10 protein-coding genes, 1 tRNA gene, 1 pseudogene and 1 riboswitch are annotated in these 12,320 nt (G+C 69.6%); of the genes and pseudogenes, 4 read left to right on the plus strand and 8 right to left on the minus strand.

All coding sequences use genetic code 11. The annotated features are described in order from the left end of the window. Positions 1-24: 24 nt before the first annotated feature. The gene (locus tag FFK22_RS34410) at positions 25-669 is read right to left on the minus strand and encodes a hypothetical protein (protein WP_138892395.1); all 645 of its coding nucleotides are present in this window, start codon (positions 667-669) and stop codon (positions 25-27) included. Positions 670-828: 159 nt separating this feature from the next. On the opposite strand from FFK22_RS34410, the gene FFK22_RS34415 reads away from it, so the two are divergent. The 3 genes and pseudogenes from FFK22_RS34415 to FFK22_RS44885 all read left to right on the plus strand — a co-directional run. Next, positions 829-1,074, plus strand: a complete 246-nt coding sequence (locus FFK22_RS34415; protein ID WP_138892396.1) for a helix-turn-helix transcriptional regulator — start codon at positions 829-831, stop codon at positions 1,072-1,074. A gap of 116 nt (positions 1,075-1,190) precedes the next feature. Next, positions 1,191-1,364, plus strand: a complete 174-nt coding sequence (locus FFK22_RS43390) for a hypothetical protein (protein WP_186002821.1) — start codon at positions 1,191-1,193, stop codon at positions 1,362-1,364. Between the two features lie 19 nt (positions 1,365-1,383). Further along, positions 1,384-2,436 (plus strand): annotated as a pseudogene (locus tag FFK22_RS44885) (recombinase family protein); the annotation flags it as partial. Positions 2,437-3,012: 576 nt separating this feature from the next. Here the strand turns inward: FFK22_RS44885 and FFK22_RS34425 are convergent. From FFK22_RS34425 to FFK22_RS34450, 6 genes are all read right to left on the minus strand, one after another. After that, positions 3,013-3,088: transfer RNA gene (locus FFK22_RS34425), tRNA-Glu, on the minus strand. Positions 3,089-3,126: 38 nt separating this feature from the next. Then, the gene (gene recJ / locus FFK22_RS34430; RefSeq protein WP_221939069.1) at positions 3,127-4,908 is read right to left on the minus strand and encodes a single-stranded-DNA-specific exonuclease RecJ; all 1,782 of its coding nucleotides are present in this window, start codon (positions 4,906-4,908) and stop codon (positions 3,127-3,129) included. 76 nt (positions 4,909-4,984) lie between these two features. Then, entirely contained in the window at positions 4,985-5,986 is a 1,002-nt protein-coding gene (glpX, locus tag FFK22_RS34435) for a class II fructose-bisphosphatase (protein WP_306770217.1), read from the minus strand. Between the two features lie 114 nt (positions 5,987-6,100). Next, positions 6,101-7,393, minus strand: coding sequence for a homoserine dehydrogenase (locus FFK22_RS34440; protein WP_138892398.1), 1,293 nt, complete (start codon positions 7,391-7,393; stop codon positions 6,101-6,103). Further along, positions 7,390-8,613: an LL-diaminopimelate aminotransferase gene (locus FFK22_RS34445; RefSeq protein WP_138892399.1), complete on the minus strand. Its 1,224-nt coding sequence runs from the start codon at positions 8,611-8,613 to the stop codon at positions 7,390-7,392. The genes FFK22_RS34440 and FFK22_RS34445 overlap by 4 nt, the downstream gene beginning before the upstream one ends. A gap of 43 nt (positions 8,614-8,656) precedes the next feature. Further along, positions 8,657-9,673, minus strand: a complete 1,017-nt coding sequence (locus tag FFK22_RS34450) for an OmpA family protein (RefSeq protein WP_186002817.1) — start codon at positions 9,671-9,673, stop codon at positions 8,657-8,659. Positions 9,674-9,828: 155 nt separating this feature from the next. Between FFK22_RS34450 and phaC the strand changes: the two genes are divergently transcribed. Then, on the plus strand, positions 9,829-11,688 hold the full coding sequence (gene phaC / locus FFK22_RS34455; protein ID WP_221939070.1) for a class I poly(R)-hydroxyalkanoic acid synthase: 1,860 nt from the start codon (positions 9,829-9,831) through the stop codon (positions 11,686-11,688). 73 nt (positions 11,689-11,761) lie between these two features. Here phaC and FFK22_RS34460 read toward each other — a convergent pair whose 3' ends face one another. Continuing rightward, the gene (locus FFK22_RS34460; RefSeq protein WP_138892401.1) at positions 11,762-12,037 is read right to left on the minus strand and encodes a hypothetical protein; all 276 of its coding nucleotides are present in this window, start codon (positions 12,035-12,037) and stop codon (positions 11,762-11,764) included. Positions 12,038-12,081: 44 nt separating this feature from the next. Beyond that, positions 12,082-12,191, minus strand: a riboswitch (SAM-I-IV-variant riboswitch). Positions 12,192-12,320: the final 129 nt, after the last annotated feature.

The following is a 12,320-nucleotide window of genomic DNA, read 5'->3' on the forward strand; positions in this document are numbered from 1 at the left end:
AACAGCTCGGATCACGCGGATCTCTTATCGTGAGGTCGACACCACGCTGTCCGGCAGCTTTCCCAGCCGCTGGAGATCCGCCAGGACCGAGCGCAGCGGCGGCCACGGGAACTCGTGATCGTCGGAACGGGACTGGCCAATGGAGAGCACCATGGCGAGTTTCGCGGCAACGCCGGCCAGGCTGCCGGCCGGCACCTGCCATGTGGTTCCGGTGAGGGCGTCCCACCGGTCCCAGGCGTGATTGACACGCTCCTCCACCGGGCCGAGCCCGATCGCCCCCGCGGCGATCTCCCACCGCTGCCGGTGGGCCTCGAACTCGCGGTGCAGCATCTGTCGAAGCTCTTCCGTCCCCGGCAGATCTTCGAGCAGCTCGTCGATCTCGGCGGGCTCGCAAGCGGAGATTGGCTCAGCTTGGCCGGGCACCGGCACGAGCACGCGCGGGATGCCGACCGTGCGGAGCAGGACGCCCTCCTTCTTCTGCCAGTCGTCCTGCCAAGCATCCAACTCGGCATGAAGGACTCGCCACTCCTCCCAGAGATCAAGGACAGGGTCAGAGGCCGAGCCGCGGTGCCGAGCATCGGCCGCCCCGATCGGCAGGATGGTGGCGCCGCCAAGCAGGTCGCGGCGGCTGAGCGCGGGCGAAGTCGTGGTATCGTCGGAATCAGCCATGATCCGGCTCCTCGAAAGCTGGATTGTGGTCAGGCCGGGCGGGGTGTTGGCGCACCTCGCCCGGCCGCTGATTGCACTAAATTTGCACATATGCTATTTTGACGCAACTTCGAATGCGTGCTGATTGAGACAGGGCCGTTGCCCTGTATGATCGTGCGCATGACGATTACGGCTGCCCAAGTGCGCGCTGCGCGCGCCCTGCTCAACCTCACGCAACGGGAGCTCGCAGAGCGTTCGAAAGTTAGTCACCGTACGATCGTTCACCTTGAGGCCGATGAACGTCAGCCCGTTCCAGCCACTCTTGCTGCCATTCGTCAGGCCTTGGAGATAGCCGGCGTCGTTTTCATCGACGAGAACGGCGACGGACCTGGGGTCCGATTGAAGAAGTTGCGCTCCGGCGGCTAGAGACGTTCCTGCCGCTGAGAGCCCGCCCTTCCCACCTTGGCCGGCACGGATGGATTGATCCGCCGCTTCGCGGACGCAGCTCTGGTCCCCAGGAACCAACGGCATGGAGCGGAGCGATGCCGGAGGACGCGGACCGGAGGGAGCAGCCCGGCTCGGCTCACCCCCAGGCGCAAGATCCGGAGTTGATCGTCATTGACGACTGGCCGGAAATTGTGCCGGTCACCGAGGCAGAGCTGCGGGTGTTCGAGGCTTATTTCGGAGGCTTCCTCGATGAGATCTTTGGCCGGTGATCCAGAAGAGAGTCCTGAGATGGCCACATCGGCGCAGAACGTGCTCAGCCACACTCTCCGTTGCGCGCTCTACCTCCGTGTCTCGACCGGACGGCAGGCGGATAGCGATCTATCGATCCCGGATCAACGCCGCCAGGCCGAGGCCTATTGCCGACGCAAGGGCTGGCGCATCGTGGCGGAGTATGTCGAACCGGGTCTCTCGGCAACGGACGACCGGCGCCCGGAATTCCAGCGGCTCATCGACGCCGCGTCCTACAAACCGCCGGCGTTGGACGTCATCGTCGTCCACTCCTTCTCGCGCTTCTTCCGGGATCAGTTCCAACTCGAGTTCTATGTCCGGAAGCTCGTCAAGAACAACGTCCGGCTCGTCTCGATCACCCAGGAGCTTGGCGACGATCCGATGAGCAACATGATCCGGCAGATCATGGCGCTCTTCGACGAGTATCAGTCGAAGGAGAACGGGAAGCATACCTTGCGGGCGATGAGGGAGAATGCGCGCCAGGGCTATTGGAACGGTGCCCGTCCTCCGATCGGCTACCGCATCGTTGCCGCTGACCAGCGCGGGCAGAAGGTCAAGAAGAAGCTCGAAATCGATCCTCTTCATGCCGAGACCGTGCGCCTGATCTTCCGGCTGGCTCTTCAAGGTGATGGCGAAAGTGGTCCGATGGGGATCAAGTCGATCACCACCACTCTCAACGAGCGCGGCATCCGTACCCGCGACGGCGGCCGCTGGGGCATAGCGTCCGTCCACAAGGTTCTGACCCGGACGAGCTATATCGGCCGGCACCGTTTCAACAAGCTCAACTTCAAGACCAGGGTGCCGAAGCCGGAGGACGAGATCGTGGAGATCGCAGTCCCGCCGATCGTGACGGAGGAGGAGTTCGACGCAGTCCAGAAGGTCCTGCGGTCGCGCAGCCCGCGGTGGACGGCACCACGTCTGGTGAGCGGACCAACCCTGCTCACCGGCATCTGCTTCTGCGGAACCTGCGGCGGTCCGATGACCCTGCGTACCGGCAAGTACAACCGATATCGCTACTACACCTGCTCGACGGCGGCCCGCCAAGGCAAGCGAGGCTGCCGGGGCCAAAGCGTGCGGATGGACAAGCTCGACCGCGTGGTGGTCGATCATCTGGAATGGCGGCTGCTCGACCCACGCCGGCTCCACGAGATTCTGAGGCACCTTTTGGAGCGGCGCGAGGAATGGATCGAGCGCCGCCACGGCCACGTTGCCGAGTTGCGCAAGCGGACAACGGAAGCAGAGGCGAGGCTGAAGCGGCTCTATCAGGCGATCGAAGACGGCATCGCCGATCTGAGCGATCCGGCATTAAAGGACCGGCTGGCCGAATTGGCCGCGATCCGCGATCAGGCGCGGACCGATGCGGACCGCGTGGCCTCCCTCGTCGACGGGGTCGGCGCCACGATTACCCCGAAGGTCCTGCGGCAATTCGCTCAGGCCGCGAAGCACAAGCTGCGGAATGGGGACGGGACATTCAAGCGCGATCATCTCCGCGCGCTGGCGCAGCGCGTCGATGTCATTGACGGCCGGGAGATTCGAATTACAGGCTCGAAGAGCGCGCTGCTGCGCACACTCGCCGCCGCGGTCAACACGGACCCGGCGGCGCCGGAGGTACTTAGTTTTGTACCGAAGTGGCGACCCCTACGGGATTCGAACCCGTGTTACCGCCGTGAAAGGGCGGTGTCCTAGGCCTCTAGACGAAGGGGTCGGCGCGGCGCGGATACCTAACCGCAGCGGCCGCGGAAATCAAGCGCTTTCCGACCCCCAGACCGGCGCCACGTCGTCGATGAACAGTTGCACCCGGACGTTGCCGTTCCAGCGGTCGAGCCGCAGCGTGCCGGCGACGTGCAACAGCGCGTCGCGGCGCAGCAGCGCCTGGCCCACGGGCTGGTCGGCGCAGCGGAAGGCGATCGCCCGCAGCCGGCCGCCGTCCGGCCCCACCAGGGTGCAGGCGACATGCCCGCCGCCGACCACCGACGCCGCCACCACCCGCACCCGCGGCAGGGCGAAGCGCGGCTCCGGGTTGCCGGCGCCGTAGGGGCCGAGCCGGCACAGCGTCTCGGCCAGCTCGACCGTCGCTGCCTCCACCATCAGCGTGCCGTCCAGCTCGACCAGCGGCACCATCGGCTCCCCGGGCTGCGCCGCCACCTGGCCGTCGATATGCTCGGTCAGATAGGCGCGCAGCTCGGCCACCTGCTCCTGCCGCACGGTGAAGCCCGCCGCCATGCGGTGGCCGCCGCCGGACAGCAGCAGCCCGGCCTGGCGCGCCGCGATCACCGCGGCGCCGAGATCGACGCCCGGCACCGAGCGGCCGGAGGCCTTGCCGATGCCGCCCTCGAACCCGACCACGCAGGATGGGCGGCCGTAGCGCTCGCGCAGCCGGCCGGCGACGATGCCGACCACGCCGGGATGCCAGCCTTCGCCCGCCACCAGGATCACCGGGCCGGCGTCCGAGGCTTCGACCTGGGCGATCGCCGCCGCCATCACCTCGGCCTCGACCGTCTTGCGGTCGACATTGTGCTCGTCCAGCAGCGCCGCGATCCGCGCCGCCTCGGCCTTGTCCTCGGTGGCCAGCAGCCGGGCGCCGAGATCGGCCCGGCCGATGCGGCCGCCGGCATTGATCCGCGGCCCCAGGATGTAGCCGGCGTGATAGGCATCGACCGTCTCGGTCACCCGCGCCACATCGGCCAGCGCGGCGAGGCCGGTGTTGCACCGCTGCGCCATCACCTTCAGCCCCTGCCCCACCAGCGCCCGGTTGAGCCCGGTCAGCGGCACCACGTCGCAGATCGTGCCGAGCGCCACCAGGTCGAGCAGCGCCATCAGGTCGGGCTCCGGCCGATTGGCGAAGAGGCCGGCCTTGCGCAGCGTGCGGTTGAGTGCCACCAGCGCCAGGAAGGTGACGCCGCAGGCGGCGAGCTGCCCCAGCCCCGGGTCCTGGTCCAGCCGGTTCGGGTTGACCACCGCCGCCACCTTGGGCAGGCGCGGTTCGGCCGTGTGGTGGTCGAGCACGACGATGTCGACGCCCGCGGCGCCTTCCAGCGCGTCGAAGGCGGTGGTGCCGCAATCGACCGTGACCACCAGCCCGGCGCCGCCGGCGCGCAGCTTCTCCAGCGCCTGGGCGTTCGGGCCGTAGCCCTCGGCGATGCGGTCGGGAATGTGGATCTGCGGCTCGATCCCCACCGCGCGCAGATAGCGGGTCATCAGCGCCGTTGAGGTGGCGCCGTCGACGTCGTAATCGCCGAACACCGCGATGCCCTCGCCGGCCGTCACCGCCCGGGCGATGCGCTCCGCCGCGCGATCCATGTCGCGCAGCACCGAGGGGTCGGGCAGCAGCGCCCGCAGCGTCGGATTGAGGAAGGCGGGCGCGTCGTCCAGACCGATGCCGCGCGCCGCCAGCACCCGGGCGACCAGCTCCGGCAGGGCATGGCGCTGGGAGAGGGCCAGCGCCAGCCGGTCGTCGGCGGCGCGGCCGATCCAGCGCGCGCCCTTGGCGGAGCGTTCGACGCCGAACAGCGCCGGCGCGCTCACCGCCCCCTCACCATGGTTCACCCCTCCCCGGCCGCCGCCCCCGTCGGCCATCCGCCGGCGGCCTTACCCGCTCCCTTTACCCACCAACGAACTCGAAGCCGGCCTTGCGGCGGAAATCGTGCCGAGCCTCGATGGTCCGCACCGTGCCGCTCTTCGAGCGCATCACGATCGAATGGGTAATCGCGCCGCCCGGGATCAGGCGGACGCCGCGCAGCATGGGCCCGGTGGTGACGCCCGTGGCCGCGAACATGACGTCGCCGCCGGCCAGGTCCATCAGCCCGTAGACACGGGTGAAGTCCTCGATGCCCTGGCGCTTGGCGCGCTCGCGCTCGTCATCGTTGCGGAACAGCAGGCGCCCCTGCATCTGGCCGCCGATGCAGCGCAGCGCCGAGGCCGCCAGCACGCCCTCGGGCGCGCCGCCGGTGCCGAGATACATGTCGACGCCGGTCTCGGACTGGGCGGTGGCGATGACACCGGAGACGTCGCCGTCGGAGATCAGCATGATCCGGGCGCCGGCCTCGCGAATCCGGGCGATCAGCTCTTGGTGACGCGGCCGGTCGAGCACGCAGACCACGAGGTCGGAGACCGCGACCCGCTTGGCCAGGGCCAGCGCCTTCAGGTTCTGCGCCGGGCTCGAGTCGATGTCGATCAGGTCCTTCGGCAGGTCGCCGCCGACCGCGATCTTGTCCATGTAGACGTCGGGCGCCTTGAGGAAGCCGCCCTTGTTGGCCATGGCGACGACCGCCAGCGCGTTCGGCCCGCCCTTGGCGGTGATGGTGGTGCCCTCCAGCGGGTCCAGCGCGATATCGATCTCCGGCCCGTCGCCGGCACCGACCTTCTCGCCGATATAGAGCATCGGCGCCTCGTCGCGCTCGCCCTCGCCGATCACCACCTCGCCGACGATGGCCAGGCTGTTCAGCGCCTGCCGCATCGCGTCGACCGCCGCCTGGTCCGCCTGGCGCTCGTCACCGCGCCCCATCAGCCGCGACGCGGAGAGGGCCGCCGCTTCCGTCACCCGCACCACCTCGAGCGCGAGGTTGCGGTCCATCACCTGGGACTTGGTTTCCGGCCGTTTCATCGTCTCTCCGATCCTCTCGGTCTCGTATCCGCCGCGTCTGACCCTCGCGGGCGGCGGCGGACACATCGTGCGACGTGTGTACCGGCTTTCGCCTACGGCCGGTACCGGGAATGATCACAGGTCTTCGATGCGAATGACATGTGGCGGCTCCAGCACCGCGTCCAGGGCGCCGAGCGCGGACAGCAGCCGGGTCATCGCCGCCTCGTCCGTCTCATGGGTGATGATCACCAGCGGCACGGCGTCGCCGGGCGACCGGCCGCGCTGCAGCAGGCTCTCGACCGAGATCTGCTGGTCGCGCATGGCCGCGGCCACGTCGGCGATCACACCCGGACGGTCGACCACCATCAGCCGAAGGTAGTAGGCGCCGCGGCGATGGTCCATCGGCGCCACCGTGGCGCGATCGAGCCGCGCGGCCGGGGTGCCGAGCGTCGGCACCCTGAGGCCGCGGGCCAGGTCGACCAGATCGGCGACCACGGCCGAGGCGGTCGGGCCGGCGCCGGCGCCCCGGCCGGTCATCATCACCTGGCCGACGAAGTCGCCCTGCGCCACCACGGCGTTGAACACGCCTTCGACATGGGCAATCGGCGAGGCCTCGGCCACCATGCAGGGATGGACCCGCAGCGACAGCCCCTCCGGCGTGCGCCGGGCGATGCCGAGCAGCTTGATGCGGTAGCCCAGCTCCTGCGCATAGGCGATGTCCAGCGCCGAGATCTGGCGGATGCCCTCGATGTGCAGGTCGTCGAACTCGACCCGGGCGTTGAAGGCCAGCGCCGCCAGCACCGCCAGCTTGTGGGCGGCATCAATGCCGTCGACATCGAAGCTGGGATCGGCCTCGGCATAGCCGAGCTTCTGCGCCTCGGCCAGCACCTCGGCGAATTCGCGGCCCGTGGTCCGCATCTCGGTCAGGATGTAGTTGCAGGTGCCGTTGAGGATGCCGAACACGCCGTCGATGCGGTTGCCGGCCAAGCCCTCGCGCAGCCCCTTGATCGCCGGGATGCCGCCGGCCACCGCCGCCTCGAAGGCCAGGGCCACGCGGGCCTCCTCGGCCCGGGCGGCGAGATCCGGCCCGTGCACGGCCAGCAGCGCCTTGTTGGCGGTGACCACCGACTTGCCCTGGCCGATCGCGGTCTCGCACACCGCCTTGGCGATGCCGTTGGCGCCGCCGATCAGCTCGACCACCACATCGATCTCGGGGTCGGCGGCCAGCGCTACCGCATCGTCGTACCAGCGCACCCCGTCGAGCGGCACGCCGCGGTCGCGGTGGCGGTCGCGGGCCGAGACGGCAGCGACGACGATGCGCCGGCCGCTGCGCTGGGCCAGGAGGTCGGCATGGGCCTGCAGCAGGCGCAGCACGCCGCCGCCGACGGTGCCGAGGCCGGCGATGCCGATGCGGAGCACAGGGATCACGATACCGCCTTCAGGCTGACGGGCTGCGGGTCGTTGCGCCGCCGGCTGAGGAAGGCCCTGATATTCTTGCAGGCCTGGCGGATGCGCTGGTGGTTCTCGACCAGGGCGATGCGGACATGGCCGTCGCCGTATTCGCCGAAGCCGACGCCCGGCGCCACCGCCACCCCGGCCTCTTCCAGCAGCAGCTTGGAGAAGGCCAGCGAGCCCATCTTCAGATAGGGCTCCGGGATCTGCGCCCAGACGAACATGCTGGCCTCGGGCTTCTCCACCGGCCAGCCGGCGGCGCGCAGCCCCTCGACCAGCGTGTCGCGGCGCAGCCGGTAGCGCGCCCGCATCTCGTCGATGAAGTCCTGCGGCCCGTTGATCGCCGCCGTCGCCGCCACCTGCAGCGGCGTGAAGGCGCCGTAATCGACATAGGACTTCACCCGCGCCAGCGCCGCGATCAGCCGTTTGTTGCCGGCGGCGAAGCCGATGCGCCAGCCGGCCATCGAGTAGGTCTTGCTCAGTGACGTAAATTCGACCGCGATGTCGCGCGCCTCGGGGATCGCCAGGATCGAGGGCGGCGGCGCCGTGTCGAAATAGATCTCGGCATAGGCCAGGTCGGACAGGATCCAGATGCCGTGCTGGCGGCAGAACTGGACGATCGGCCGGTAGAAGTCGAGGTCGACCACCTCGGCGGTCGGGTTCGACGGGTAGTTCAGCACCAGCGCGGTCGGCTTCGGCACGCTGTGCCGCACCGCCCGCTCCAGCACCTCGAGGAAGCTGCCCCCGGGGGGGGTCGGCGGCAACGACCGCACCGACGCGCCGGCGATGATGAAGCCGAACATGTGGATCGGGTAGCTCGGATTCGGCACCAGGATGATGTCGCCCGGGCTGGTGATCGCCTGGGCCAGGTTGGCCAGGCCTTCCTTCGACCCGATGGTGACGACGATCTCGCTCTCCGGGTCGAGCTCGACCCCGAAGCGGCGCTGGTAATAGGCGGCCTGGGCCCGGCGCAGCCCGGGTATGCCGCGCGAGGTCGAATAGCCGTGGCTGCGCGGGTTCTGCGCCGCCTCGGTCAGCTTCTCGATCACATGCTTCGGCGGCGGCCCGTCCGGGTTGCCCATGCCGAGATCGATGATGTCCTCGCCCCGAGCTCGAGCCGCCGCCTTCATCGCGTTCACCTCGGCGAACACATAGGGCGGCAGGCGCTTGATTCGGTGGAAGTCCTGATCGGTCATCGACGTGTCCCCCCGACGCCCGTCGGGGCGTCCGGTGCTGAGCTTATTGGGCGAGGTAGATTTCGACGCGGGCAGCCTGGCCGTCGGTGATGTTCGGCCGGGTGTCGGCCGCGCCGCCGGTGACGATTCGGGCCGGGTCGACGCCGGCCGCCCGCAACGCCGCCGCCACCGCCTCAGCCCGCGCCTTGGCCTGGGCCGCGCCGTCGCCGGCGCCGAATCCGACCACCCGCAGCTTCGGGCTCTGCGCCGTCTTGGCCACGTTCTCGATGGTGCTGTTGGCCGAGGCCGGCAGCGCCGTGCTGCCGCCGTCGAACTTGACCGTGCCGGCGACGCGGTTGTTGAAGCTGAAGGCCGGCTTCGCCTCCGGCGCAGGGGCCGCCGCGGCCTGACCGGCCGGCTTGTTGCCAAAGCTTAGCGCCCCGGGCGCGCCAGAAGCGGCGCGGTCGGCCTCGAGCTGGCTGCGCACCGCGGCCTGCTGCTCCGGCGTCGGCAGATCGGTCGGCTTCTGCGGCACGGAGCCGAGATTGGGGTAGGCCTGCTCCGACGCCGGCCGCGGCATCGACTCCATCGCCGGCGGGGCGGCGGTGTTGCGGCGCTGGCCGAAGCTCATCGGCGCCACCGTGCCGGTCGGCTGCTGCTGTTGCGCCTGCTGCGCCGCCGCCTGCTGCTGCGCCATCTGCTGCTGGCGCTGGAAGGCGGCCTGGCGCTGCGCGTCGATCTGTGCCCGGCGCTGCTGCTGTGCCCCCGCCTGCTGCGCCCGGGCCTGCTGCATCGCGGCGCGGTCGGCGTCGGTCTGGGCCATGGCGGGCAGCGAGTAGGTCTTGGTGTCGGCCGTCGGCGCCGTGCCCAGGGGGCCGCCGACGCTGGGCACCGGCGGCTGCTCCGCCACCCCGAGCGGCGAGACCTCGGCGGTCTCGGCCTTGGGCACGGAGGCCTGGACGTCGCCCGCATAGGGCGTGCCGTCGAAGATACGGCCGCCGCAGCCTGCGAGGACGAGGCCGAGGGCAACGGTGACAACGGCGCCACGGACCGGGAGGCCGGGGCGGGCGGAAGCGATCATGGGAGAGCCGGTGCGACGCATGGGCACGTGCCTAGCACACTTCGTTGAAAGGGTGGACTGGAAAGAGGATGGCCGTGCAAAGTGGCAGTTAAGCGGCATTCTACGCCCGATTCCGCGCCGCGGGCGACGCCGCCGCAGCCAGGAGACCCTTCCGCATGACCGAGCGCGCCCGCCCCGCCCCCAGCCGCACGAAGTCCGGCGAAGCTGAGCCCAAGCCTCAGACGAAACCCGGCGTCACGGCGCCTGAGGCCCCGCCGGCGGATCCGGCCGAGCTGGCCCGCCGCATGGTCGAGATCGCCGAGCGCAGCGCCCGGCTGGTCACCGCCTTCCTGGAGAAGCAGGGCCGCGCCGAGGCGCCGGAGCTCGACCCGCTCAACATCGGCTCGGCCTTCCTGGCCATGACCCAGCGGCTGATGGCCGACCCGACCCGGCTGGTGCAGGCCCAGATGTCGCTGTGGCAGGACTATGCCACGCTGTGGACCCGCACCGCCCAGCGCCTGCTGGGCCAGGAAGCGGAGCCGGTGGTGGCGGCGGAGAAGGGCGACAAGCGCTTCAAGGACCCGGCCTGGAGCGAGGTCGCGGTGTTCGACTTCATCAAGCAGTCCTACCTGCTGACCGCGCGCTGGCTGCAGGGTTCGGTGCGCGAGGTCGAGGGGCTGGACGCCAAGACGGCGAAGAAGGTCGACTTCTATACAAGGCAGTTCATCGACGCGATGGCGCCGTCCAACTTCGTCGCCACCAATCCGGAGGTGCTGCGCAGCACGCTGGAATCGCGCGGCGAGAACCTGGTCAAGGGCCTCGAGAACATGCTGGCCGACCTGGAGCGCGGCCAGGGCCAGCTCGCCATCAGCATGACCGACCGCAGCGCCTTCGAGATCGGCCGCAACATCGCCGTCACCCCCGGCAAGGTGGTGTTCGAGACCGAGCTGATGCAGCTGATCCAGTACGACCCGGCGACCGAGACGGTGGCGCGGCGGCCGCTGCTGATCATCCCGCCCTGGATCAACAAGTTCTACATCCTCGACCTGAAGCCGCAGAACAGCCTGATCCGCTGGGCGGTCGAGCAGGGCCACACCGTCTTCGTCGTCTCCTGGGTCAACCCGGACGCAGAGCTCGCGGCCAAGAACTTCTCCGACTACATGCTGGAGGGGCCGCTGGCGGCGTTCGGCGCGATCGAGCAGGCGACCGGCGAGCGCGAGGTCAACGTCATCGGCTATTGCCTGGGCGGCACGCTGCTGGCCAGCACCCTGGCCTGGATGACGGCCAAGGGCGAGGAGGACCGGGTCAAGAGCGCCACTTACCTGACCACGCTGACCGATTTCACCGATCCGGGCGAGCTCGGCATCTTCGTCGACGAGGAGCAGCTGCGGGCGATGGAAACGAAGATGGCCGGCAAGGGCTATCTCGAAGGCTCGGCCATGGCCACGACCTTCAACCTGCTGCGCGCCAACGACCTGATATGGTCTTTCGTCGTCAACAACTACCTGCTGGGCAAGGACCCCTTCCCCTTCGACCTTCTGTACTGGAACAGCGACGCGACCCGGATGCCGGCCGCGATGCACAGCTTCTATCTGCGCAACATGTATCAGGAGAACCGGCTGGTGCAGCCGGGCGGCATCGCCCTGGCCGGGGTGCCGATCGACCTGACCACGGTCAAGACCCCGAGCTTCATGCTGTCGACCCGCGACGACCACATCGCGCCCTGGGCCTCGACCTATGCCGCGACCCAGCTGTTCGGCGGCCCCGTGCGCTTCTGCCTCAGCGCCTCGGGCCACATCGCCGGGGTGGTCAACCCGCCGGCGGCGAACAAGTACTGCCACTGGGTCAACACGCGGACGCCGAAGACCCCGGAGGCCTGGCTGAAGGGCGCGGAGCAGGTCGAGGGCTCCTGGTGGCCGGAATGGCAGAAATGGATCGCCCGCCACGCCGGCGGCCGGGTCCCGGCCCGGAGGCCGGGCGACGGCGGGCTGACCCCGATCGAGGATGCGCCGGGGCGTTACGTGCGGGCGACGTGAACGCACGCCACGACGTAGGTTGGGTTCGCGACAGTGAACCCAACACTGGTCCGGCTGCACGATGTTCAGCATCTCACGCCGCCAGGTCGGCCACCCGCCCATAAACCCGACGCAGCTCGGCCAGGCGGTCGCCCTCCAGCACCCGGTCGAGATGGATCTCCGGCCGCGACGCGGCGGCGAGCACGACGCGGTAGAGATGGGTCCACAGCCCGGCGCCGCGATGCACCACGGCATAGAGGACCTCGCGCCGGTCGGGGTCGCGCCGGACGGGACAGGGGCGTTCGTCGAGCCGTTCGACCGTGTCGCCGGGGTTGGCGAGCGGGATCTGGGCGGAACCTGATGCAGACATGAAAAACCCTCCTTCGCGGTTGCGAGGAGGGCTGACGCGCGGCTTTCGACCCGTTTGGTTGCCGGTCCGGCCGCATCGCCCCTCTTGCGAGAGGCCACCACCTTGCCCGGGAGGCAGGTTGGCGTGGGCGTCAGCCCAGCTCTGGATGCAAGGCCGGGTGTAGCGCGCCCCGCGGCGCGACGCAAGCCCGATCGGGTCGGCGCGTTGGGCGACCGATATCGACATTCTGAAGGCTGGAGCGCGCCTTGCTCTGACGCGGTCAAGTCGCCATTTCTCAAGGGAA

The organism is Mycobacterium sp. KBS0706 (assembly GCF_005938675.2).
Lineage (GTDB): Bacteria > Pseudomonadota > Alphaproteobacteria > DSM-16000 > Inquilinaceae > Inquilinus.

What these genes read in the sequence shown, in the direction of transcription:
- FFK22_RS34415 (WP_138892396.1), top strand. Translation starts at nt 829, where the DNA reads ATGACGATTACGGCTGCCCAAGTGCGCGCTGCGCGCGCCCTGCTCAAC.
- glpX (WP_306770217.1), bottom strand. Translation starts at nt 5,986, where the DNA reads ATGAAACGGCCGGAAACCAAGTCCCAGGTGATGGACCGCAACCTCGCG.
- FFK22_RS34410 (WP_138892395.1), bottom strand. Translation starts at nt 669, where the DNA reads ATGGCTGATTCCGACGATACCACGACTTCGCCCGCGCTCAGCCGCCGC.
- FFK22_RS34445 (WP_138892399.1), bottom strand. Translation starts at nt 8,613, where the DNA reads ATGACCGATCAGGACTTCCACCGAATCAAGCGCCTGCCGCCCTATGTG.
- FFK22_RS34460 (WP_138892401.1), bottom strand. Translation starts at nt 12,037, where the DNA reads ATGTCTGCATCAGGTTCCGCCCAGATCCCGCTCGCCAACCCCGGCGAC.
- FFK22_RS43390 (WP_186002821.1), top strand. Translation starts at nt 1,191, where the DNA reads ATGCCGGAGGACGCGGACCGGAGGGAGCAGCCCGGCTCGGCTCACCCC.
- FFK22_RS34450 (WP_186002817.1), bottom strand. Translation starts at nt 9,673, where the DNA reads ATGATCGCTTCCGCCCGCCCCGGCCTCCCGGTCCGTGGCGCCGTTGTC.
- phaC (WP_221939070.1), top strand. Translation starts at nt 9,829, where the DNA reads ATGACCGAGCGCGCCCGCCCCGCCCCCAGCCGCACGAAGTCCGGCGAA.